Source organism: Aestuariispira insulae (assembly GCF_003385955.1).
GTDB classification, from domain to species: Bacteria; Pseudomonadota; Alphaproteobacteria; order UBA8366; family Aestuariispiraceae; genus Aestuariispira; species Aestuariispira insulae.
On the sequence record NZ_QRDW01000001.1, the window covers coordinates 197,626 to 221,659 of the forward strand.

The following is a 24,034-nucleotide window of genomic DNA, read 5'->3' on the forward strand; positions in this document are numbered from 1 at the left end:
GCCTAGCTATAGGCCGGCGCTGCATCATCAATCATGAATTGGACGTTTTCACGACCCTGCCAGGTATCGATCTGAAGCTTGCCGCAGAGATGCACCGGCATACCGGGCCTCTGCCCCAACAACAAATCGCCAAGCGGCTGATCGGCACAACGGAAGGCAATCGCCTTGATCCAGCCGCCACGGCCGCTACGATCCTTGATCTGGCAGCGCACATGGTCGGTACCGACGATGGAAACTTTTTCCAACACCACATCCGGCAAAACAAAGCGTGGCGTGCTGTTTCCAGCGCCAAAGGGCCCCAGCTGCTCCAGTTTTTTCACCAGATCGATATTCGCGTCAGCAACCGTGACCGTCCCATCCAGTGACAGCCTGGGGATGATCCCATCCGTTCCGACCTGCGCCTCGATTCTTTGGGCCAGATAATCCCTGAAAGCATCACTATTTTCCTGTGCGACAGTAAAACCCGCCGCCATCTTATGCCCGCCGCCATTGATCAACAAATCCGCCTGCCCCGCCGCAATGACGGTAGCGCCAAGATCCACGCCTTCTATGGACCGCCCAGAGCCCTTCCCGATCCCATTTTCAAAAGCCACCACACAGGCAGGCCTGTTATAGCGCTCCTTCAGCCGTCCAGCGACAATCCCGATCACACCCGGGTGCCATCCCTCAGCGGCGGCATAGACCAGGCCTGCATGCATATCCCTGCTCTCAACCTGCTCTATCGCCTGCTCCAGGCAGGCAGCTTCGATTTCCTTGCGTTCCTGGTTAAAGAGATTGAGCTGCTGGGCAATATCCCTGGCCTCGGCCGGGTTATCAGTGGAAAGCAGCCTGGCGCCAAGATAGGATTCACCGACACGGCCACCGGCATTCACCCGTGGCCCCATCTGATAGCCCAGATGATAGGCTTCCGGGAATCGGTCCACTCCGGATACATCCGCCAGCGCCGCCAGCCCCTTGTTCCGTCTCTGCGCCAGGATTTTAAGCCCCTGAGCAACAAAGGCACGATTGACGCCACGCAAGGGCACCACATCGCAGACTGTCCCCAGCGCCACCAGATCCAGAAGCAGCCTGAGGTCAGGCGCGGGCCGATCCCCGTAATACCCCGCTTCACGAAGCGCCTTGTTCAGGGCCACAACCAGCAGAAAAGTCACACCAACCGCCGCCATATGGCCATGCGGACTATCGTCATCCAGCCGGTTGGGATTGATCACTGCAGAAGCTTTTGGCAGCGAAGGCTCAGCAACATGATGGTCGACCACCACGATATCCAAACCGGCCTCCGCCGCCCCTTCCAGCGCCTCAAAAGCCGTAATTCCGCAATCAACGGTGATTACCACCTTGATCCCTTTAGCGGCCAATGCGCGCAGGGCTGGCAAATTAGGGCCGTAGCCTTCCTTCATCCGGTCGGGGATATAGATTTCAAGCGGCACGTTGATGGTTGAAAAAAAGCGGTTGAGCACAGCGGATGAGGTCGCACCATCCACATCATAATCACCGAAAACAGCAATTGGTTCTTTATTGCGTATCGCCGCAACCAGCCGCTCAACGCCTTTGTCCATATCCTTCAAATGATGCGGGTCAGGCAGCAGTGCCTTCAGGCTGGGTGTTAGGAAATCGGCGGATTCCTCCAGGCTGATCCCGCGGGCTGCCATAAAGCGCCCAACGACATCCGGCAAAGAAAAGCGCTGGCAAATGGCCAGCGCTTCCCGTTCGTCTGCGTCTCTTAATTCCCAGCGTTTTCCGCTGACGGAGGATGAAACCCCAAGAAAAGCGGCATTATTGCTCATGGCTGGAAATTTGCGCCTCTTACCAGTTAACCCAGGTTTTGCGATCAAAATTGTGGATCGCTTCGATCTTCCGAACCGTGCCCGATTTGGAACGCATCACCAGCGTATGGGTGGTTGCCTTGTCAGCAAATACCCGGACGCCCTGGAGCATGGCACCATCGGTCACGCCGGTAGCAGCGAACATGACATCACCGGATGCCATGTCGGTAAGGGAATATTTCTTATCCAGATCGGTGATACCCCATTTATGGGCACGCGCGCGCTCATCGTCATTGCGGAACAACAAACGCCCCTGGATCTGGCCGCCAATGCAGCGCAGAGCCGCCGCCGCCAGAACGCCTTCTGGCGCACCACCGGACCCCATATACATATCAACACCCGATTCCGGATCCGCAGTGGCGATCACACCGGAAACATCACCGTCACCGATCAAAAGGATGCGGGCACCCGCTTCACGCACCGCCTGAATGATTTCCGCATGGCGCGGACGATCCAGGATACAGACCAGCATATCGGAGATGTCTTTGCTCTTCGCCTTAGACAGCGCTTTGAGGTTTTCTTCCGGGCTGGCATCCAGATCAACAACATCCTGCGGCAAACCACCACCAACAGCGATTTTGTCCATATAGACATCCGGTGCATTCAGGAAGCCGCCATGCTCGGCCATGGCCATAACCGCAAGCGCGTTCGGGCCGCCCTTTGCCGTAATGGTGGTGCCTTCCAGCGGGTCCAGCGCGATATCGACTTTCGGGCCTTTGCCGCTGCCGACTTCTTCACCGATATAGAGCATGGGCGCCTCATCGCGCTCGCCCTCACCGATCACAACGGTGCCCTGGATATCCAGGCCATTGAGTGCTGTGCGCATGCCATCAACAGCGGCCTGATCAGCGGCTTTTTCGTCGCCACGCCCCATCCAGCGGGACGCTGCCAGCGCTGCCGCTTCAGTCACGCGACAGGCTTCAAGCGCAAGGTTACGTTCTTCAATGCTCATCTTTGATTACCCCTAATCAATCCTGGAACCGCTCGATTCTGATCAGACGCGGCGGTTCCTTGACAGCGTCCAGCTTTTCAATTTCCTCCAGCGCGCCACGGATCGCGGCCTCACTGGTTTCGTGCATGGTCAGCACCACGGTGACCGGCGCCCCCGGATCCCGACCGCGCTGTATCACGGATTCAAGGCTGACTTCATGATCGCGCATGGCGGCGGTGATATCCGCCATTACACCCGGACGGTCAACCACCGAGAGGCGCACATAATAGGCCCCGCTGTGGCTATCCATCGGAAGCGTGGATTTCTCCACCAGTTTCTTCGCCGGCATGCCGAAGGTCGGTGTGATCCGGCCACAGGCAATATCAACGATATCGGAAACAACCGCAGAAGCGGTCGGACCACCCCCGGCCCCCCGACCTTCCATAACCGTGGTACCGACAAAATCGCCTTCAGTGACCACGGCGTTAAACACGCCTTCGACAGAGGCGATCGGTGCATCGGTCGGCACCATCACCGGGTGAACCCGCTGAAAGATCCCGTTGCCGCAATCTTCCGCAATACCCAACAATTTGAACTTATAGCCAAGCTCGTTGGCATATTCGATATCCAGCGGCGTGATATGGCGGATACCCTCAACATAGACACCTTCGAAATCCAGCTTGGCACCAAAAGCCAGGCTGGCCAGGATCGCAAGTTTATGGGCCGCATCGATCCCATCGACATCAAAGGTCGGGTCCGCTTCCGCATAGCCCAGCTCCTGGGCCTCGGCCAGAACATCGTCAAAACTGCGGCCAGTTTCGCGCATGGTGGTCAGGATATAGTTACAGGTCCCGTTCAGGATGCCGTGCAGGGTGCGAATCTTATTGCCTGCCAAGCCTTCACGGATCGATTTGATCACAGGAATACCGCCAGCAACCGCCGCTTCATAGGCAAGGCCAAGTCCCGCCTCTTCCGCAACCAGCGCCATTTCATGGCCGTGATGGGCAACCAATGCCTTATTCGCAGTAACCACATGCTTGCCAGAAGCCAGCGCTGCCTCACAGCTGGCTTTCGCCGGCCCGTCGCTGCCACCGATCAGTTCGACAAAGATATCCGCATCCGCCGAACGGGCCATTTCAACCGCATCATCAAACCAGGTAATGCCATCCAGATTGCACCCACGGTCGCGAGTTCGGTCACGGGCGGAAACCGCAGTCACCACAAGCTTCCGCCCGCAGCGCGCTTCCAGCAAATCCGCCTGTTCTTGTAACAGGCGGACAGTTCCCACGCCGACCGTGCCCAAACCGGCCACGGCGACTTTGCAAATCTTGGATGCATCCGACATGATTAACGCTTCTACTTCCCTAAAATTTTATTCAGTGCTTCCACTAAAGAAATCGCGGATGTTTCGCAAGGCCTGTCTGGTGCGATGCAGATTTTCAACCAGGCCGAAACGGACGAAATTTTCGCCATATTCGCCGAAACCGACCCCCGGCGCGACAGCGACGTTGGCTTCGGTCAGCAATTTCTTGGAAAATTCAAGAGATCCCATTTCGCGGAACTGTTCCGGTACCGGCGCCCAGACGAACATGGTCGCATCCGGTTTCGGCACATCCCAGCCAAAGCGCGCCAAGCCGTCGCAAAGCACGTCGCGGCGCTCCTTATAAAGCGCGCGCAATTCATCCACGCAATCCTGCGGGCCATTAAGCGCCGCCGTGGCCGCCACCTGGATCGGTGTGAAAGCGCCATAATCCACATAGGATTTGATCCGGGTCAGCGCCCCGACCAGCTTTTCATTGCCTGCCGCGAACCCCACACGCCAGCCCGGCATGGAATAGGTCTTGGAGAGCGACGAAAATTCCACCGCGATATCCTTCGCGCCCGGCACCTGCAGAACGGATGGCGGCGGCGTGTCGGTGAAATAGATCTCCGAATAGGCAATATCGGATAGGATATAGATCTCATGCTTCTTACAGAATTTGACCGCTTCTTCATAAAAAGCCAGATCGACACAATGGGCCGTCGGATTCTGCGGGAAGTTCAGCACCACCGCCAACGGCTTGGGGATCGAGTGAGTCACCGCCCGCTCCAACTCACGCATGAAGTCTTCCTGGAAAGTCGCATCCCCACCGCATGCCGGCATATGGCGGATCGACCCGCCGGCAATGATGAAACCAAAAGAATGGATCGGATAACAGGGGTTGGGCACCAGAATGATGTCGCCTGGGCTGGTGATTGCCTGAGCCAGGTTGGCTAGCCCTTCCTTGGACCCAAGTGTCGCCACCACTTCGGTTTCCGGATTGAGGGTGACATTGAAGCGGCGCTCGTAATAAGCCGCCAGCGCCTTGCGTAACCCCGGAATGCCCCGACTGGTGGAATATCGATGGGTTTTGGGGTTCTGCACCGCCTCGACCATCTTATCGACGATATGCTGAGGGGTGGGCGTGTCCGGGTTGCCCATGCCGAAATCGATGATGTCTTCCCCCGCCGCTCGCGCTTCCGCTTTCAGTTTATTGACTTCGGCAAAAACATAAGGCGGGAGACGCTTGATACGGTGAAACGCTTCGATCATCGGTATTAACTTTTACTTCTAGGGTTGAGAGATCTGCAGGTTATTGCAGGATGAAAATTTCAACACGCCGGTTATAGGCCTGCGCATTCTTGGTCATTTCTTCATAAACAGGTTCGGATGCCCCTCTGGCGTCAACCTGGATATTGGCCGCCGACATGCCCTGGCGGACAAATTCGGACGCTACTGCATTGGCGCGGTCCAGAGATATCTTGTAATTGCCCAATTGTGCGCTGGTCGCGGCATTGCCGGACAAGAGACTGGAATGGCCAATCACACGGACCGGGTTATTGCCGCTCCTGGCAATTTCAATCACCTGGCCGATCACCTGCCGGTCGTTACTGGTCAGGCCGGTCGCACCGTCCGAAAAATAGATATTGGCAATAAGCTTGGGCACAAGGCCATCCGCATTGCGCGGCGACGGTTGTGCCGTCCTGGCCGCGGGCGGCAATTCGTCCGCCGTGTCATCACCGCCGGCAAGCTGGGTCCCGCGCTGAGGCGCAGGCTTTGCCCGTATCGGTGCCGGCTGAGCGGCCAGAGGCTGCGGGTTGGGCGCTGCCATGGCGACTTCCTGCGGCGCAGGATCCGGCAATTTGGCGGCGCGCACCTTCGTCGTCTGCGGGACGGAACCCGCATCCGCGACAGGACCGCTGCCTTCCGGCACTTTCTTGATATTGGTGGCCGCCGGCGGATTGGACGGAACCTGCGTCGCGACCGGCAGTTTGGCCGCCTTAACCGTTGAAAGGGATACCGTCGGAATCTCCTGGCTGCGGATCACCTGGTCGGTGTAGCGGGCGTTTTCGCGATCCGCAACCAGCCCCGACTTCAACTCGGTATATTCGCGTTTGATTTCCGGTTCTTCGGGCCGCTCCGGGACGGAGCCAATGGCCGGATAATCCTCATCTTCCCCCGGCACCGGCGCTTCTTTTTGAGCGGTTGTCTCTTCCTCTTCGAACCAGTTCACAGGATTGGCAGCATCCAACACATCGGAAGTGGTCTCACATCCCTGAACCAAAATGCCCATCGCCACCGTGGCCAGAAGTTTCTTCATATCAGACATCTCAATATGCCCCTAGATAACCGCCCAAAAATCACTCTAACAAACCGGCGCAATGCGGCAGCAATAAGGCCGCCCGTCCCTGGCTCGCTTTGACCGCGCATCATAAGGAAGCGCAACCGGTCCGGCAATAGAACAAGAGAAATAGTTTCTCTCTCCCAAACCTGTAAGAAAGTTGAAACTTTCCGCCACTAGCTTATTGTAAAAATTGCAACAGTCCATAGCAGTTCACGGGGGTTGAAATGAAGGACAGCCGCGAAAATACCGACATCTGGGAAGCATCAAGAGAATGGTCCCATGTCATGGCCGATGTCGCCGAGCGCAGCCATAAGATGATTACCGATTATTTGGAAAAGCATCCCGGCATGCAGCCGACCGCCACCACCAGCATTGACCCTTTGAATATCGGTAATGCTTTTCTGGAAATGGGCCGGGCAATGATGGAAAACCCACAGGCCCTGGCAAAGGCACAGCAGGAATTCTGGCATAGCCAGATGACCCTGTGGCAAAACACCACCCGCAAAATGCTGGGCGAAAATGTAGATCCCATGATCGCTCCCGACCAAGGCGATAAGCGGTTTAAAGATGACGAATGGAGTGAAAGCACCCTATTCGACTACATCAAACAGTCCTACCTCCTGACCTCGCGCTGGCTGCAGGAAACCGTGAATGAGGTGGAAGGGCTGGACGACCATACCGCTCGCAAGGTTGATTTCTATACGCGGCAATTCGCCGATGCGCTGGCCCCCACCAATTTTCTGATGACCAATCCGGCGGCCCTGCGGGAAACGCTCGATTCCAAAGGGGACAACCTGGTTCAGGGGCTTGAGAATCTGCTGGGCGATCTGGAACGGGGGCAAGGCCGGCTTAAAATTTCCATGACCGATCCGGAAGCCTTTGAAATCGGAGGAAATATCGCCACCACCCCCGGCAAGGTCGTGTATCAGAATGACCTGATGCAGCTGATCCAGTATACCCCCAGCACTGAAACAACCTACACAACACCGCTGCTGATCATTCCGCCCTGGATCAACAAATTTTATATTCTGGATCTGAAAGAAAAGAATTCCTTCATCCGCTACGCCGTTTCCCAGGGTCACACGGTTTTTGTGATCTCCTGGATCAATCCGGATGAAACGCTGGCGGATAAGAGCTTCGAAGACTATATGTTCGAAGGTCCACTTGCCGCCCTGGACGCCATTGAACAGGCCACAGGTGAAAAAGAGGCCAATGTCATCGGTTATTGCCTCGGCGGCACGCTGCTGGCCAGCACATTGGCCTATATGACGGCCAAAAATGACAAACGGGTCAAATCCGCAACCTATTTCACCACTATGATCGACTTCACCGAGGCGGGCGAGCTTTCCGTTTTCATCGATGAAGAGCAGATGAAACATCTGGATCAGATGATGGCTGAAAAGGGCTATCTGGATGGCAGCGAGATGGCGACCACTTTTAATATGCTGCGCGCCAATGACCTGATCTGGTCCTTCGTCATCAATAACTACCTGATGGGCAAACAACCCTTCCCGTTTGACCTGCTTTATTGGAATTCGGACTCGACCCGGATGCCCGCCGCCATGCATTCCTTTTATCTTCGCAAGATGTATGTGGAGAACCGGCTGATGGAACCGGGCGGAATCATTCTGGACAATGTGCCCATTGACCTGACCACGATCAAAACGCCTACCTTCGTGCTTTCCACCAAGGAAGACCATATCGCGCCGTGGAAGTCGACTTACTCTGCGGTCAAGACCTATGCCGGTCCGGTCAAATTCGTACTGGCGGGTTCCGGTCATATTGCCGGTGTCATCAATCCGCCGTCGGACAAGATGAAATACGGTTATTGGACCAGCACGAAAAAGACAGCGGATCCGCAGGCCTGGCTGGATGGCGCTACCCAAAATGACGGCTCCTGGTGGCCGGAATGGCAGAAATGGATAGCCCGGAAGGCGGGTAAAAAAATTCCAGCGCGTCAGCCCGGAGATGGAAAGCTCAAAGCCATAGAGGATGCGCCCGGTTCCTACGTCAGGGTCCGCGTCTAACCCGCTAGATGACAGCCTGGATCATCCGGCCGCCTTTACCCGGTCATAGCCGCTGAGCGCAGCCTGGCGAGCGGCCGCATGATCCACGATGGGGTTGGGATAATCCCGCCCCAACCGTATTCCGGCCATCTCCAGTTCCATCGGACTGGCTTCAAACGGGGCATGGATGAACCGGTTATCCAACCGCTTCAATTCCGGGCACCAACGCCGGACATAGGTGCCGTCCGGATCGAACTTTCGCCCCTGGGTCATCGGATTAAAGATCCGGAAATAAGGTGCCGCATCGGCACCGGAACCGGCGACCCATTGCCAGCTTGCGGCATTATTGGCCGCGTCCGCATCAACCAGTGTATCCCAGAACCAACGCTCGCCTGCGCGCCAATCAATGCGCAGATGTTTGATCAGGAAGCTGGCCGCCACCATGCGCACACGGTTATGCATATATCCCGTTTGCCAAAGCTCCCGCATGCCCGCATCCACAATCGGATAACCGGTCATGCCCCGCTGCCAGGCAACAAGCCCCCGGGGATCATCCCGCCAGGGATAATGATCAAAGCCCGGGCGCCAGTTCTTTTCCGCCAAATCCGGGTAATGATACAGAAGTTGATGAGAAAATTCCCGCCAGCCCAACTCGGACTGGAATTTTGCAATATCGCGGGCAAGCTCCGGCCGTGCCTCTTGCGCAAATGCCATCCTGGCCCAGACCTGCCGCGGTGATATTTCGCCAAAATGCAAATGAGCAGAGAGCCTGGAAACATGCGCCTGGTCCGGCCGGTCCCGCCCCGAGCCATATCCCGGCAAGCCGGTTTTGATGAATTGCTCCAGTCGGCTCTTTGCCCCCAACTCTCCCGGTTGCCAAAGGTTACACCAACCCTGCGCCCAGTCAGGACTGCGCGGCAAAAGCTGCAAATCCGCCAGGCCAAGACTATGGTCCAATTCCTTGGAAAGGCTAACTTCCGGCGCTTCAACCGGCGGCATCACCTGGCGTGTCTGACAGGCTTTCCAGAAAGGCGAAAACACCTTGAACGGCCCGCCGGCCCCGGTTCGCATCTCTTCTGGCCGGAACAGATATCCGTCATCATGAATGACGACATCGACCCCTTCCTCGCGCAGCTCCGTCGCCAACTGATAGTCCCGCTGTTCGCCATTAGCGTCCAGACAACGGTTCCAGTGGATTGTCCTCGCGCCGGATCGTTGGGCCAGCTCCCTTAGAATGCCTAACGCTTCGCCGTGCGCATATTCCATACCGCCCAGGCTGCTTTCCAGATGTTCAAGGCTGTGATGCAGCCACCATCGGCTGGCACCGCCGATCGGGCGCAGGTTCGCGCCCTCTTCCAAAATATAGAGCGGCAGGATTTCTCCTTCTTCCGCCGCTGCCTTCAGCGCTGGATTGTCCCGCAGCCTGAGATCCCTGCGGAACCAGATGACATTGGTCATTCGTCATTTTTCCCCAAATCAATCGACAGCCCTTTTGCGCAGTCCTGCAAGGATCGGATCACACGGCGATTGCTGTTTCTGGATAAAAAAACCAGCGTGTCGAGATTGCTGTTGGTCAGTTCGCGGATGGGGCGTGCCGCAATCCGGCTGTCGCCGACGGTTTCACGCGCATAAACACAACCAACCCCCATGCCGACAGCCACCGCCTCGCGCACAGCCTCCCGACTGCCAAGCTCCATCGCAGGATCGAAACCGTATCCGCCGGACTTCATGGCGGCTTCCAGCACACGCCTGGTATTGGACCCTTGCTCTCGCGCGATCAGGAAAGAGGCTGCGAAATCCGCCAACCCGACATCCCCCCCCTCAGCCAACGGGTGGTCCAGCGGCATGATCGCCATCATGCCGGAGCGCAACAGAGGCTGGACTGTCACCCGGTCATCCGTCGGTGGATTGGCCATGATCGCTGCCTCGACCCGGCTTTCCGTCACATCGCGCCAAACGCTGCGGGCATTTCCCAGCTCGAGCTTCACGTGAATGCCTGGATAGAGCATCTTGAAACGCGCGATCAAATCCAGTGCCACATGAGGGCCATCCGCCCCCAGAACCAATTCGCCGGCCGACAAATTGCGGCGATCCGTCAGAAATTCCCGAATTTCCTCTTCGACCGCAAACATCCGGCTGGTGTGGTCAAAAAGCGCAAGGCCCGCCGCCGTCAGAGAAACCCCACCGCCCTGACGCAAAAACAGGGAAACGTCGTTTTCCTCTTCCAGGGCTTTTATTTGCAAGGTCACCGCAGGCTGGGTTATCCCCAAGCGGTCCGCCGCCTTGGAAAAACTCAACAGCCGGGCAACGGCATCAAAGGCTTTTAACTGAGCATATCGCATGTCGGAATATTAGTTTTTTTGATATTTTTTTCCAACATTATAAATTTGATTAAACACCCCTCTTCCTGCTGAATTCACGATAAAGAAATCACATCAAAGAAGAGATACCCCCGATGGATGTCAGAATGAAACCGCCCTTTCTGCTGGAAGAGTTCAGTATTCACGAAATCCCGCTGATCCAGGCCACCGATGAATCCCTGACCGGTTATGGTGAGTTGGTGGACAATTATGAAGAATTTCCTATTGAGATCGTCCGCTGGCCCGCTCAGGGATGGCGACCTGTTGATGAGGATACCGGTGACGAGGCCGGCACAACCGAAGGCATATTCCGGTTTAAATGGTTCGGGGATATTCTTTGCGGAGTCAACGAAGCCGTGGATGACAGCTATCTGATCGGCTGGAGTTGCGACCCGGTACAGGCCTCATCGGAAGAACCGACCGCACCGCGGGACCGGCTTTTAATATGGCATGCCAATTATCACCCCGACGGGGGCCAACTGTTTTATTCCCTGGATGGCAAACCCTTTATATCCATGCTTGCCCTGCCCGGCGACGATATCAGCCCAGACAAATTCAAAGCCTTCTATTGTGATGGCAGCAAAGCGCTGTATATCCATCCCAATGTCTGGCATGAGGCCCAGGCACCGATTGATGATGACATTCGTTTTTTTGATCGGCAGGGCAAGGTGCATGCCAGGGTCAGCGTCAATTTTCCAAAGGAATTCGGCTGCTACCTCTCTGTCCCCTTGCGCAAGGCGGGTTAATCCCCAAGAGAACGGAGGTGACGGCGGGCAAGCTCCACATAGTGCGGCGCAGTCCAATCGATCATCTGTTGATCTTTATCGGTGAGATCACGCCGGTATTGTGCCGGGCTACCGGTCCAAAGCGTACCCGATTTCACCACCCGCCCGGGCAATACCATGGCCCCCGCCGCGACCATTGCTCCTTTTTCGACAACCGCGCCATCCATAACGGTTGCATTCATGCCGATGAAGGCCCCATCCTCAATGGTGCAGGCATGGATCAATGCTTGATGACCGATCGACACATTGTCGCCGATATAACTGCCCTGGCCGTGTGTTGCCACATGGATCACCGTGCCGTCCTGGATATTGCTGCCCCTGCCGATGCGAATTTCATTCACATCGCCGCGCAGCACACAGCCGTACCAGATGCTGCTATCAGCACCGACCTGAACATCACCGATCACCGTCGCGCCAGGGGCCAGGAATACAGTTTGATGCAGAAAGGGGCTTTTATCTTCGAAGGGCAAGATCTGGGCTGGAAGCATCATTTCATCCTTGAGCGGCAGTATATGGCAATTACCCGCTTCCATAGCATTTACTGTATCCATGCTCAAACCGCTTCGAAACGAACCTGATAATCCAGGAAACGGGATACAGTACGGGAAACTTTATCCGGATCCCCCGTCGTCAACAGAAGATCTTCCCCCCCCATTCCTTCATCAGCAATAATATCCGGATGGCGCGATGCATACTCCATCAGGCTTTTTGCCACCACATCTGGTTGTGATAAGAGCCTACAGCCAGAGGGGAGATGACGCCGGAAACAGGCGGCCAGCAACGGATAATGGGTGCAGCCGAGAAGCGCATAATGCTTGCCGTTGGTTTCCGGTCGCAAACCGCTGCGGCGCACATAATTTTCCACCAAAATATCCAGCACATCCTGACAGGCATGGTCTTCAATGGCCCGCACCAATGCCGGACAAGCGGTTTCCATCACGCTCAGGCTTTCACTGCGTTTCCGAATCTCTGTCGAAAAGCGTTTGGAATGCACCGTGAAGGGTGTGGCAAACAAAGTCACCCGTCCCTGAAGCCCTTGGCCGCTGGCCTTGTCGGAACGCCAGTCCCAACCTGTTAAGAACTCGACCATCGGCACAAACACCCCAAGGATCCGATGATCCGGAAAATGCCGCGGCAGCCATTCCCGCTGCATGCGGCGCAGCACCGACACGGACGCAGTGTTACACGCCAACACCACCAGCCGGCAGCCACGCTGCATCAGATAAGAAACATTGCGGCAGCATAACTCATAAAGTTCTTTCGCCGTCCTTTTGCCATAAGGCGCATGACGATGATCCCCCAAATAAATGAAGGATTGGCCTGGAAAAGTTTCCCGCAATTTGTCCAGAACGGTCATACCGCCGGAGCCTGAATCAAAAACGCCAATCACGCCTTAATCTCTCCTGGTCTTTGAATACCCGCTTATTCCACAGACGGATTACGACCTAATTATGTCATTCAAAAGGAAAAAGAGGCTGATTATCAAACCATTATTTTCTTGGTCTCAGAGATATTTGCTGTTAACTATTTGTTAACTTATTGACTCTTTTCATGGGTAAGACTCAGCTTTTTCAATGAAAACCCAGTGTTTCAAATTCGGAAAAATCGAAGGCGGGCAGTTACCCGCCCAGGAAAGCCCACATCTGACGGCGGTGCTGAAAACCTGGCAGGACCTCCATCAGGCCGTGGGGAAAATTCCCCGAAAATCAGCGTTTGATCCTGTCAATTTTCCACGCAGCCTGCCTTATTGCTGGCTCTACGAATATGTCTCGGAAGCAGACGATTTCCTTTGCCGTGTTTCCGGCAGCGTGGTGGATGAAGCCTGGGGCCAGCCGATCAGAGACCATTTGGTTGGAGAATTCATGCCGCCCGATCTGGCGGAAACCAGCCTGCCGCGCATGCGTAATGTCATCAACAAACCGGCCCTTCTTCATATCCGGCGTTATTGCGATACCACTCAAAAGCCAGTTGAGAAGCTTGTCCTGCCGCTGGCCGACGAAAATGATCGCATCCGCTTTGTTTTTGGTACCAGCCACTATCAATACCGGCCTAACCGATTTGAAGCCGACAGCGGTGATGATTTCCAGCATTATTACAAGATTGACTGATTTGCCTCAGAAAACTTGAAGCAACCGCCGGCATAAGGTTCAGCCGGATGATCGCGCAAAAAGGCAAGATCCGGCCATCTTTTCAGCCACCCCTTGGCGTCTGCCCGCGCTCTTAGTTCATCTCGCTTTACATGGCCGGGTGATGTCGGCCTCAAAATAAGGCCGAACAGATCCGCCAACCCATAGGGCGCGCAGATTTCCAGTGTTCCGGACGATGTCATGCGAACCGCTATGCTGGTCGCAGTTTCAAGCCAATGGGCCATGGCATGGGGAATATCTTGATAAGCATCATCCCGGTTACGGATATGCATGCGCGCCTGGTTGCGCACCGACCAGGGGAATTCCGGCGCTGCGGCCAACAGGCGCGCCTCCAGGGCTTGCTCAGGTGCCCAGCTTGTTCGGTCGTCGGGATCAAAAATCAGGACATCAATATCATCAAGCGGCCGTTCAGCAATACCGCTCAGCCGGTCCCAAACCATGTTTCGGACAAATCCTGCGGCAATCCAGGCATCACTGTCCTGCGCATGCATGACCTCTAATGCCGCCATGCGCCAGGGATCCTGACGGATCCACTGGCAAAGGCATAGGCTGTTTTCAATTTCGGAAGTCACCGGACCTCGTCAGATACGCCAATATCAGGGGAACATCGCCACCTGATCAAGACCCGCCGTCTCTTCAAGACCCAGCATAACATTCATATTCTGGATCGCCTGGCCGGAGGCCCCTTTCACCAGATTATCAATCACTGACACCAGGATCGCCCGCCCCGGCACACGATCGGCAAAAACACCGATCCGGCATTGATTGGTGCCGCGCACTTCGCGGGTCGCAGGTGCGACCCCTAGCGACATGACATGAACAAAAGGCTCACTGTCATAGCGCTCCGACAGACAGGCATGAAGACTCTCATGGCTCTCAGCACCGGTCAGCTTCACATAGCTGGTCGCAAGAATGCCACGGTTCATTGGCACCAGATGAGGAGTGAAACACGTCATAACCGCCTTGCCACCATTGGCCAGGGTCAATCCCTGCTCAATTTCACAGGCATGACGATGGGTTCCCACCGCATAGGCGTGCATGCCTTCGGAAATCTCGGCATGAAGATTAGCCTGTTTTTCAGAACGACCAGCTCCGGTAACCCCGGATTTTGCATCAATAATCACCCCGTCCGCCTCGATCAGGCCAGCCTCAATCAAGGGAATCAGCGGCAATTGGGCGGCAGTCGTATAACAGCCGGGATTGCCAACAAGACGCGCGCCGGCAACAGCATCACGGAAAATCTCAGTCAGGCCATAGACCGCTTCGGCCTGCAATTCCGGTGCTTGGTGGGCATGACCATACCATTCCGCATAGGTATCCAGATCCGAGAGCCGGAAATCCGCGGACAAATCCACAATCTTGCTCTCCGGCGCCTCGCTCAGAACCTGCTTGATGGTTTCCTGGGTCGTGCCATGGGGCAGACCGCAGAAAATGACATCCGCCTGTTTCCAATCCGCCTCTTCGATCGCGATCAGATCCGGTAGATCCAGATGAGAGAGATGCGGGTACACATCGGCCATGCGCTGGCCGGCAAATCGGTTTGCGGTGAGAAAGGCAATTTCCGCATTGGGATGCAGGTTCAACAGTCGGATAAGCTCGGCCCCGGTATAACCGCTGGCACCAAGCACACCCACCTTGACTTTCTCTGTAAAAGACATCTTTCTCACCATTGAATTGATTTGTTCAGCCCGCTTCACGAACAAAGCGGTCTTTGCTGGTTATAAGCCATTGAAGCGCGATGAAAAGGTCAAAGATGGCGGACAACCATATTGACCACCAACAATCCTGCGACCACCAGCAGGATAATGGCCATCACCGCCCCTCCCTTCCTGCCCGAGAGCAGCCCGCCATACTCAATTGGACGGTCCGCTTCGTTCAACACCTTAAATCGGGCCAAAGCACCGATGGCAGCCCCTTTGCGCGGCAGGAAATTGGCAAGCCCTAGAAAGCCGCCGCTGTTATGTTCCAGTTCGGCCAGGTCCGCCTTTGCCAGGATCTCTTTTTCCTCAAGATAGTCTTCGCGGCGCTTAAATCTGGGGTCATCAGTCATTTTCTTTACCTGCCTTCATTGGATAGTGGCCTGGGCGGCCGCCGCATGATCACATTAGGCACCACATGATGGGATTGCGCCGTCTCGTCAATGGCAAAACCATAGCGCTGATAAAAATGGATCGCCCGGCTGTTGAACCGGATAGTATTGAGCCAGATATCGGTCATCGGGTCCAACCATTCCAGCCCCGCACGCATCAAAGTATCCGCAACGCCCTGTCCATGATGCACCGGGTCCACCATCAGCCAATCCAGCTCACGATTCTCTTCACCATGGATCGTAGAGATAACAAAGCCCGACAGTTCGTCCTCCACCCAGGCCCCCAAAACAGCTTGTTGATCGTTCCGGTTCGCCGCCAGACAGCTGTCATAGGCAATATCGATGATCCGTTGATTGGCGTCCCGCTGCGCCTGGGTGAGATCGTCCCGATAATAGGTACTTTTAACGGCACGCGCCGTAAGCGCGGTCAACTCCTCGCGCATTCCATCCGTACAGATCAAATGATCAATTACGATCGCCATAGCGAACCACTCCTCCAGCCAACCCAAATCCCCCAGAATATTAACCATTCCCTTGCGCTGACACCAGCAGTTCCCAACACTCCAAAAACGATTATTGCGACCAATCAAAAAATAACAGATAGTTAGTTCCTAAGGATAAGTTTCAGCAGTTTTTAAGTTTTTCTATAGGAAAACCATGCGCAAAAACTCTCCGCCCATGACCGCCATCCGGGCATTCGAAGCCGCAGCCCGTCGTGAAAGCTTCGCCAGGGCCGCAGAGGAGCTAAACGTCACATCCGGTGCCATCAGCCAACAAATCAGCCAACTGGAAAGCCGTTTGGGCATCCGCCTGTTCCGACGGGTGAAACAGCGCATGTATCTGACAGAGGCCGGACGCACCTATCTGCCACCACTGCGCGACGCCCTGGATCGGGTTGAAGCGGCGACAGTGGATCTGCTGACCCATGGGGGGCAGATTGAAAATCTTAAAGTCGCCAGCCTGCCAACCCTGGCAACCCGCTGGCTGGTGCCGCGGCTGGTGCCGTTTAATCAGGAACATCCCGAGATCCGCATCTCACTCAGTGCTGTTGATCTCAACTTCGCAACGGCGGAACGAGCACCAGACCTGGCCGGCGGACAAATCGACCTCTGCCTCTTTTACGGGGATGGCCATTGGCCGGGCTTGAAGAGCATTCCGTTGATGGATGAGGAACTGATAACAGTGGCCTCCCCCTCGCTGGTGCTTCGGCATTTGAATACGCCCCGTGAAGTCACCCAATATCCCATGCTACATCATTCGACCCGCCCGGAAAGCTGGCTGGAATGGTGCGCTATTGCCGAGGTGGAAACCGACCTGACCATAGGTCATTCATTCGAGCATTTCTTCATGCTGATCGAAGCCGCCGTTTCCGGCCTTGGTGTGGCATTGTTACCCCGAGTCCTGGTAGAACGCGAACTTGCCTTTGGTCAACTGATCCAGGTCAGCGACATCACGGTGAAATCACGACGTGGCTATTTCCTGATCTACCCGCCAGACCGGGAAGCCAATATGAAAGTGCTGTTGTTCCGTGACTGGCTTTGCCGCAATACAGGCCGCCAGCTCAAATAATCACGCCACCGGTGCTTCCAGTTCCACCATCTGCCATTGATGGATCTTTGCGGTAAGATCAGCAACGCTCATGGGCCGTCCCAACAGGAACCCCTGTGCAATGTCACAGCCGTGCTTTTTCAGATGGGCCAACTGCCCCTCCTCCTCCACGCCTTCAGCAATGACCTTCAGATCCAGGCTTTGCGCCATGGCGATGATCGCAGATACCAGGGCCGCGCTTTGGCTGTCATGGGTGACATCCTTCACAAACGCCCGGTCAATCTTCAGCACGTCAAACGGATAGCGCTTCAGATAGCTCAGCGATGAATAACCCGTACCAAAATCATCGATCGACAGGCTGACACCCGCCTTGGCAAGGCGTCGCAAAATCCCAGCTGTTTCCGGATCATCCAACATCAACAGCCGTTCAGTGATTTCAAGTTCCAGATATTCCGGGACAATCCCTTGTGACGCGATGATGCCCAGGACTTTTTCATCGAAATGACCATCCTTGAATTGCCGGGCGGAGATATTCACCGCGACCTTCACCGGACGCTGCAGGCGATACATGATTTCCTTTACATCCGCACAGGCCCGGCGAAGCACCTGATCCCCAATATCCTTGATCAGGCCGGTTTCTTCAGCCACCGGAATAAACTGATCCGGCGCGATCCAGCCTTCTTTCGGATGGTTCCAGCGAATAAGCGCTTCCAACGTCACGAGATTGCCAGTCGCAATGTCAAACAACGGCTGATAATGAACGCTCAATTCGTCATTGGCGATGGCTTTACGCAGCTTCGTGACCATCTCAAGCCGCTGCAATGCCGCTTCATTCATATGGGCCTTGAAGAAACGATATGTGTTCCGGCCGTCTTTTTTGGCAAGAAACAAGGCCGCATCAGCATTTTTCAGCAGACTGTGCGCATCCGTGCCGTCATCGGGGGCAATGGAAACACCAATACTGGCCGTGACATATATTTCCTGCTCGTCGATGACAAAGGGGGCTTCAATTGCTTCCAGGATCCGGCTTGCCACCTTGTCAGCCAGTTTCGCTGTGTTGATCGCTGGCAGGATCACCAGGAATTCATCCCCGCCAAGCCTGGCCAGTGTCGCGGTTTTATCCAGCGTCTGCTTGATGCGGAACGCGGTTTCCCGGATCAACAAATCCCCACTGTGATGACCCAAAGTATCATTCACGGCGTTGAACTGATCCAGGTCAACAATCATGACCGCCACATTGGTCTGCTGGGAATTTCGGATCTCCAGGGCCTGGCCAAGCCGTTCCATGGCCATCAGCCGATTGGGAAATCCGGTCAGGTCATCGTAATTCGCCTGCCGTTCCAGCTGGGCCTCATACTCCTTGCGGACAGAGATATCTTCCTGAACGCTCATGAAATGGGTGATGCGCCCATCCTTCTTGATCGGCGAAATTGCCGCTTCGACCCAATAATATTCGCCATTTTTCTTGCGATTATGGAACTCGCCGCGCCAGGACTCGCCATTGTTGATGGTCTGCCAAATATTGGGGCCGTTCTGATTCTGCGGATCATCGGAACGCAATATGCGGGTGTTTTGCCCTAACACATCATCAGGCTCATAGCCGCTCAACTCACAAAACCGCCGGTTTACATATTCAATACGTCCCGACAGATCGGTGATGATGGTCGCAGCAGAGCTTTGCTCCACGGCATTGGATAGCTTCCAGAGCTTTTCATTGGTTTCCCTCTGGCCAGTCAGGTCGTTCAGGACCGCATAATATCTGCGCCGGCCACGGACCCTGGCAGCACGAACCGACAGTTGTAATGGAAACACCGAACCATCCCCGCGGCGGCCTGAAACTTCCGTTTTTAAGTACTTACCGGAGCCACCGGCAAGGATCAGGTCTCCGAGCATCTGGGAAACTGTCTGTTTTTCCGGTTCGGACAACAAGACATTGAAAGGCGCCCCTTTCAATTCGTTTCGATCATACCCAAAAATCTGTTCGGCCGATTTGTTGAACCGCACAATCCTAAGACTGTCATTCAGCATGACAATGCCGTCAGCAATATTTTCAAGGATCGCGTCTTGTGTCCAAAGGGTCTCCTTGAATATGGCAATGGAGACGGCAACCACCCAAACAACCGCGACCGCCGTCGCAAGATAAGGCCATTCGACACCATGGCCCGCCGTGCCGTCTTTAAGCAAAGCGCCCGAAACACCAAGCAAGGTAACACCCGTTGAAACGATGAAAAGATCAGCCCGGTCCTTGGATTTCATCACAAACAGGAGCGACAACAGATAGAGGCTGTCCATATGATGGCCGGTGACAACAAAGACATCCAATCCCGTCACTAACAGGATGAACAAGGCCGAGACAGCCAATCGCCCAAGCCGCACAAGGATCATATTGCCACGGGCGGAATCACCATCCGAAACAGAATTGGTTTCAATTGCCGGTTCCGTGATGACAGCCAAAGAATCAGACGCCTGCATAACCCATTACTTCTTTTCTAAATCTGACGGCCGTTTGCACCAATAACGGCCTCCCCCACAAAAAAACACGGCGCGAAGCGCAGCTGTTTGGATCAGTCGGGCAAAGCGCACCATGACCCAGATCAATTTCCAAGATTGAATGCTTCGGCCCCAATGAATCGTCAAAACACCCCCTACTCAGTCTCTGACATAACCATGCGTTTAACCGGTTGCAAATTATTCCCGATTTTAGATAGCTCGACAATATCATTCGGAACGGCAAGAATGGACTCTTCAAAACCGTTACCAAAGCTTTGATTTTCCATGTCCGATTTCCCAATGCCCTATCAGATTCTCTCCATCCTGGATTGGGTCTGCATGCTGTATTTCATGGCTCTATGGGTGCTCTACACCCTCTTTGCAGATCATAGCCAATGGGCGCGCAAAAGCCTGACCACCCGTATGAACCAATATCGTGAGATGTGGATGGTGCAGATGGTAAAGCGCGACATGAAGATGATCGACACCACCATTCTCGGCAATTTGATGACTGGCATCGCCTTTTTTGCTTCCACCGCAATGCTGATCCTGGGCGGTACTGTCGCCTTGCTGTCAAACAGCAGCGACGTCTCCCAGGCGATCAGCCATCTGCCTTTCTCCACCGGCAATACAACCGCCCAATGGGAGTTTAAGGTGCTCTTCCTGGCGCTGATATTCGTCTATGCCTTTTTCAAATTTGCCTGGGCCTTCCGACTGACCAACTATTGCAATATCATGGTCGGCAGCTCCCCCAGCCCCGAGGCCCCTTGGGATGAGCTTGAAAAGCATGCCCGGCGTGCCGCAAAAGTGAGCCGCCGATCCGGCTATCATTTCAATCACGGTTTGCGCGCCTATTTCTTTGGATCCGCAGCCTTAGCCTGGTTTTTCAATCCGGTACTGATGATCGCGGCCGCAACTTTGGTGGTTTATGTTCTCTACCGGCGGGAATTCAGTTCAAACGCTCTGCTGGCCCTGAAGGACGACGAATAGGCATAAAAAAAGCGGGACCCGTTTTAAGATCCCGCTTCCGAACCACATTTGGTTGGTGACTGAGTCAAAGGCTGTATTTCCGGTTTGAATGAGTACGGGCCAGGGTCTGCTCACCAAACAGGCTCGATACCAGTTCCACCGCCAGTTCCGCCGTCATGTTCCCGCGATCAAAAGCCGGGTTCAATTCCATGATATCCAGGGAGCAGGTCAGGCCGGAATCATAAATCATCTCCATGCAGAGCTGTGCCTCTCTGTAATTGGGGCCACCCGGCACGGTGGTCGGTACGCCCGGCGCAATGCTGGGGTCCAGGAAATCCACATCAAAGCTGACATGCATATGGCCGCCGGCCTCTGCAGCTTTGGCCAGCGCCATATCCATCACCCGGCGCATGCCATGTTCGTCGATCTGGCGCATGTCATAAACTGTGAGCCCATTTTCCGCGACCAATTCCTTTTCCGCCGCGTCAACGGAGCGGATCCCCACCTGTATCACATTCGTTGGATCAAGGATCGGTACCGCATGCCCCAGACCGGTCAATTCCTTTGGGCCATGCCCGGCCAGGCAGGCAATAGGCATGCCATGGATATTGCCGGAAGGCGACGTATCCGGGGTATTGAAATCCGCATGGGCGTCCAGCCACAGGACAGACAGTGATTTCCCCGCTTCATGACAGTGCTTTGCAACCCCGGCTATTGATCCCACTGCCAGGCAATGATCGCCCCCCATCAGGATCGGAAAATCACCATCTTTAAGGGCTTCATACATCGCATCGCGTACTAAACCATTCCAGGCCGCAACCTCTTTCAGATTCCGATAGCCATTAACCGGTTTTTCCTCCGGATTAAGTGGCCCGATCAGGTCTCCGCGATCCACCACTTCCATCCCAAGCCCGCGCAACATTTTATGCAGCCCCGCCACACGCAGGGCTTCGGGTCCCATGGAACTGCCGCGTCGTCCCGCACCAACATCGGTGGGGGCGCCAATCAAAGAGACACGTTCAGGCGCGGTTTTTTGAGATTTGCTCATGGTCGAATCGTTCCAGAAAACTGTTGAAAACAGAGAATACACGATCTGTTTAACAGATGGAATTATCAGCCACAATTAGGGTTTAGATAATAGCAAAGAGGAACAAAAAACCGCAGAATATGCGGTTTTCCAGTCAGGATTTGAGAATAACTTTCGGGTCGACCCGCGACATGGGCACCACCGCCTCCATCGCAACCTTCACCCCGACATAGGGAGACAGCATTTCCTGCTGTTCACGGATGATTCGGCCAATAGCAAAAGCAGGCACCAAGGCGAAACCGGCAGAAGCCACCCCAAGATCTTCCATCAATGCCCGGGCCTGCCCCCAATGCTGCTGCAACGCCTCTATGGGCAATTCGTCCGGCAGATGACTTTGCGGAAGTTTCGGCACACCATAAACAGCTGTTCCCATAGCAGCCGCTGACCGGCGCACCATATCCTCAAGATCGAGCAATTCTCCGCCGATATCGCGCAGTGGGCGAGACACCAGGGACCAAACGGATAGCGCACCGGAACAGGCATCTCCGAACAAAGCCTCATTTAACTTGTCGCCAGTAAAGAAACGTTCCTCATTTTCGGTTTTAATGGTGATGAACAGCGTCTCTTCAGTCTCGCTGCCATTGTCGATCAAATTCTCGCGCAGGCCGACCTGACAGCCAAACCCCGCCAATGCCCCAAGGGCATTCAGCAGGTTTTCGGTACGGTCCGCCTCTATTTTCCGATAATGACTGCGGATCATGTCGATCAATGCGCTGCAGGCCTGTTCCTCGTCGGCTTCTTCCGGGCCGGGCGCGGCTGTCTCATTCGCAGGTGGGTTTTTTAAGGCATCCTTACAGGTGCCATCCGGACCGATGGAATCCCGGTCTTTTGCCGATTGTGCAAAACCGTCCCGATTCTTCTTCCGGCCAAAAACTCCATGCCCAAACATATCAGCCCCTCACATCTCACGTCATAACGGTTACCATCCTGCTGCCAATCATACCTATCATTTTACGAGATCCAGGGACTGTGACAAGCGTCACAGAAATGTGAATAATTTTATTAATATCAATGACTTCGCAAGTAAATTGCATGCAAATTATGATAAAATGCATACCATTGCCACTTTCGCCAGACAAGAGAGAACCTTAGCGACCCGCCTGCCAACGGAACAGCAGGTCCAGCACTGTTTCAACGGCCTCCCGGCCCACATCAAGATGGGTTACCCAGCGCTGTTTTCCATAAAGCTCGGTATAGCCGATCCCGGCCTCAGCCAAATGGGTGGAGAGATCCGAGGCAATTTCCGGCGCGACATCGACAAACAAAATATTGCTGTCGGGCAGCCCGGCCGTCAGCCCGTCAATGGTATTGAGCCCCTCTGCCAGCAAACGCGCGTTGGCATGATCCTCGGCAAGGCGGTCCACATTATGTTCCAGAGCATAGAGACCGGCCGCTGCCAGAATGCCGACCTGTCGCAAGCCGCCGCCCAGCATTTTCCGGATACGCCGCCCCCTGGCAATAAACGCCCCCTCACCCACCAGGACAGATCCAATGGGCGCGCCTAGCCCCTTTGACAGACAAATGGAAACACTATCAAACGGGTCTGCAAGCGTTGAGATAGGCAAACCGAGTGCGGTCACCGCATTAAAGGCGCGCGCGCCATCCAAATGGCATCTCAGCCCCTCAGAACGGGCCAGGCTGGTTGCCGCAGTAATATAGTCCATGCCCAAAACCTTACCGCCAATGGTATTTTCCAGGGCCAACAGACTGGTCATGGCAAAATGCGGATCATCAGGCTTGATCGCGGCCTTGATATCCGACAGGGCAATGGATCCGTCTGGCTGATTTTCGATCGGCTGGGGCTGGATGCTGCCCAGAACCGCGGCACCGCCACCCTCCCAGCGATAACAATGCGCCTGCTGCCCTACCAGGTATTCCTCCCCGCGCCCGCAATGAGCCATCAATGCCACAAGGTTTGACTGGGTTCCGGAGGTCACAAATAACCCATCTTCCTTCCCCAAACTTTTCGCCATGGCCATTTCAAGCCTCCGGACGGTTGGATCATCCCCGAAAACATCATCCCCGACTTCTGCTTCAGCCATGGCCTGACGCATGCCAGCAGACGGCCTTGTCACGGTGTCGCTCCTGAAATCGAATTTGTAAGTTTTCATCTGGCCCATTGTCTTCTTCCTCCAACCAACGGCGTCATGTC

The 24,034-nt window shown here is 55.0% G+C and carries 23 protein-coding genes; 5 read left to right on the plus strand and 18 right to left on the minus strand.

The features are described 5' to 3' along the window. Nucleotides 1-2 precede the first annotated feature (2 nt). Genes recJ through DFP90_RS01035 form a run of 5 tightly spaced genes read right to left on the minus strand, consistent with a single transcriptional unit; the run spans nt 3 to nt 6,386 of the window. Nucleotides 3-1,787 carry a single-stranded-DNA-specific exonuclease RecJ gene (gene recJ, locus DFP90_RS01015; RefSeq protein ID WP_115934560.1) on the minus strand — a complete coding sequence of 595 codons (1,785 nt, stop codon included), beginning with the start codon at nt 1,785-1,787 and terminating at the stop codon, nt 3-5. 19 nt (nt 1,788-1,806) lie between these two features. Continuing rightward, complete coding sequence (gene glpX, locus DFP90_RS01020) at nt 1,807-2,778, minus strand: class II fructose-bisphosphatase (RefSeq protein WP_115934561.1); 972 nt, start codon at nt 2,776-2,778, stop codon at nt 1,807-1,809. 16 nt (nt 2,779-2,794) lie between these two features. Next, the gene (locus tag DFP90_RS01025; RefSeq protein WP_115934562.1) at nt 2,795-4,102 is read right to left on the minus strand and encodes a homoserine dehydrogenase; all 1,308 of its coding nucleotides are present in this window, start codon (nt 4,100-4,102) and stop codon (nt 2,795-2,797) included. Between the two features lie 27 nt (nt 4,103-4,129). Further along, nucleotides 4,130-5,329, minus strand: coding sequence for an LL-diaminopimelate aminotransferase (locus DFP90_RS01030; protein ID WP_115934563.1), 1,200 nt, complete (start codon nt 5,327-5,329; stop codon nt 4,130-4,132). Nucleotides 5,330-5,369: 40 nt separating this feature from the next. Beyond that, entirely contained in the window at nt 5,370-6,386 is a 1,017-nt protein-coding gene (locus tag DFP90_RS01035) for an OmpA family protein (protein WP_115934564.1), read from the minus strand. Nucleotides 6,387-6,625: 239 nt separating this feature from the next. Here DFP90_RS01035 and DFP90_RS01040 point away from each other — a divergent pair, with 239 nt between their 5' ends. Beyond that, the gene (locus tag DFP90_RS01040; protein WP_425452127.1) at nt 6,626-8,428 is read left to right on the plus strand and encodes a PHA/PHB synthase family protein; all 1,803 of its coding nucleotides are present in this window, start codon (nt 6,626-6,628) and stop codon (nt 8,426-8,428) included. Between the two features lie 21 nt (nt 8,429-8,449). On the opposite strand, the gene DFP90_RS01045 is transcribed toward DFP90_RS01040, so the two are convergent. Together DFP90_RS01045 and DFP90_RS01050 are read right to left on the minus strand one after the other, a co-directional pair. After that, nucleotides 8,450-9,865, minus strand: coding sequence for a cryptochrome/photolyase family protein (locus DFP90_RS01045; RefSeq protein WP_115934565.1), 1,416 nt, complete (start codon nt 9,863-9,865; stop codon nt 8,450-8,452). Next, nucleotides 9,862-10,749 carry a LysR substrate-binding domain-containing protein gene (locus tag DFP90_RS01050; RefSeq protein WP_115934566.1) on the minus strand — a complete coding sequence of 296 codons (888 nt, stop codon included), beginning with the start codon at nt 10,747-10,749 and terminating at the stop codon, nt 9,862-9,864. Before DFP90_RS01050 ends, DFP90_RS01045 begins: the two co-directional genes overlap by 4 nt. Nucleotides 10,750-10,874: 125 nt before the next feature. Between DFP90_RS01050 and DFP90_RS01055 the strand changes: the two genes are divergently transcribed. Beyond that, nucleotides 10,875-11,513 carry an ureidoglycolate lyase gene (locus DFP90_RS01055; protein WP_218044542.1) on the plus strand — a complete coding sequence of 213 codons (639 nt, stop codon included), beginning with the start codon at nt 10,875-10,877 and terminating at the stop codon, nt 11,511-11,513. Here the strand turns inward: DFP90_RS01055 and DFP90_RS01060 are convergent. After that, complete coding sequence (locus tag DFP90_RS01060) at nt 11,510-12,103, minus strand: gamma carbonic anhydrase family protein (protein ID WP_342767782.1); 594 nt, start codon at nt 12,101-12,103, stop codon at nt 11,510-11,512. The genes DFP90_RS01055 and DFP90_RS01060 overlap by 4 nt on opposite strands. A 2-nt stretch (nt 12,104-12,105) precedes the next feature. Next, entirely contained in the window at nt 12,106-12,942 is an 837-nt protein-coding gene (locus tag DFP90_RS01065) for a glutamate racemase (RefSeq protein WP_115934568.1), read from the minus strand. Between the two features lie 184 nt (nt 12,943-13,126). Here DFP90_RS01065 and DFP90_RS01070 point away from each other — a divergent pair, with 184 nt between their 5' ends. Then, nucleotides 13,127-13,660 (plus strand): PAS domain-containing protein, encoded by a 534-nt coding sequence (locus DFP90_RS01070; protein WP_115934569.1) that lies wholly within the window; start codon nt 13,127-13,129, stop codon nt 13,658-13,660. Here DFP90_RS01070 and DFP90_RS01075 read toward each other — a convergent pair. From DFP90_RS01075 to DFP90_RS01090, 4 genes are all read right to left on the minus strand, one after another. Beyond that, nucleotides 13,645-14,208, minus strand: coding sequence for a nucleotidyltransferase family protein (locus DFP90_RS01075; RefSeq protein WP_115934570.1), 564 nt, complete (start codon nt 14,206-14,208; stop codon nt 13,645-13,647). The two genes, DFP90_RS01070 and DFP90_RS01075, sit on opposite strands and share 16 nt — an antisense overlap. Nucleotides 14,209-14,295: 87 nt before the next feature. Further along, nucleotides 14,296-15,357 (minus strand): N-acetyl-gamma-glutamyl-phosphate reductase, encoded by a 1,062-nt coding sequence (gene argC, locus DFP90_RS01080; RefSeq protein ID WP_115934571.1) that lies wholly within the window; start codon nt 15,355-15,357, stop codon nt 14,296-14,298. Nucleotides 15,358-15,446: 89 nt separating this feature from the next. Beyond that, a complete protein-coding gene (locus DFP90_RS01085) occupies nt 15,447-15,749 on the minus strand; it encodes a hypothetical protein (RefSeq protein ID WP_115934572.1) in 303 nt (100 codons plus the stop codon). 5 nt (nt 15,750-15,754) lie between these two features. Continuing rightward, nucleotides 15,755-16,270 carry a GNAT family N-acetyltransferase gene (locus DFP90_RS01090; RefSeq protein WP_181905119.1) on the minus strand — a complete coding sequence of 172 codons (516 nt, stop codon included), beginning with the start codon at nt 16,268-16,270 and terminating at the stop codon, nt 15,755-15,757. A gap of 175 nt (nt 16,271-16,445) precedes the next feature. On the opposite strand from DFP90_RS01090, the gene DFP90_RS01095 reads away from it, so the two are divergent. Further along, on the plus strand, nt 16,446-17,357 hold the full coding sequence (locus tag DFP90_RS01095; RefSeq protein WP_115934574.1) for a LysR substrate-binding domain-containing protein: 912 nt from the start codon (nt 16,446-16,448) through the stop codon (nt 17,355-17,357). On the opposite strand, the gene DFP90_RS01100 is transcribed toward DFP90_RS01095, so the two are convergent. Next, nucleotides 17,358-19,808, minus strand: a complete 2,451-nt coding sequence (locus tag DFP90_RS01100) for a sensor domain-containing protein (RefSeq protein ID WP_115934575.1) — start codon at nt 19,806-19,808, stop codon at nt 17,358-17,360. A gap of 173 nt (nt 19,809-19,981) precedes the next feature. Then, nucleotides 19,982-20,113: a hypothetical protein gene (locus DFP90_RS23310; protein WP_281269662.1), complete on the minus strand. Its 132-nt coding sequence runs from the start codon at nt 20,111-20,113 to the stop codon at nt 19,982-19,984. On the opposite strand from DFP90_RS23310, the gene DFP90_RS01105 reads away from it, so the two are divergent. Continuing rightward, nucleotides 20,112-20,816 carry a DUF599 domain-containing protein gene (locus DFP90_RS01105; protein WP_245956933.1) on the plus strand — a complete coding sequence of 235 codons (705 nt, stop codon included), beginning with the start codon at nt 20,112-20,114 and terminating at the stop codon, nt 20,814-20,816. The genes DFP90_RS23310 and DFP90_RS01105 overlap by 2 nt on opposite strands. Before the next feature lie 64 nt (nt 20,817-20,880). Here DFP90_RS01105 and rocF read toward each other — a convergent pair whose 3' ends face one another. The 3 genes from rocF to ltaE form a co-directional block, all read right to left on the minus strand. Then, nucleotides 20,881-21,843 carry an arginase gene (gene rocF / locus DFP90_RS01110; protein WP_115934576.1) on the minus strand — a complete coding sequence of 321 codons (963 nt, stop codon included), beginning with the start codon at nt 21,841-21,843 and terminating at the stop codon, nt 20,881-20,883. 133 nt (nt 21,844-21,976) lie between these two features. Next, nucleotides 21,977-22,771 carry a hypothetical protein gene (locus DFP90_RS01115; RefSeq protein WP_115934577.1) on the minus strand — a complete coding sequence of 265 codons (795 nt, stop codon included), beginning with the start codon at nt 22,769-22,771 and terminating at the stop codon, nt 21,977-21,979. A 199-nt stretch (nt 22,772-22,970) separates the two neighbouring features. Continuing rightward, on the minus strand, nt 22,971-24,002 hold the full coding sequence (gene ltaE, locus DFP90_RS01120) for a low-specificity L-threonine aldolase (RefSeq protein WP_218044543.1): 1,032 nt from the start codon (nt 24,000-24,002) through the stop codon (nt 22,971-22,973). Nucleotides 24,003-24,034 lie beyond the last annotated feature (32 nt).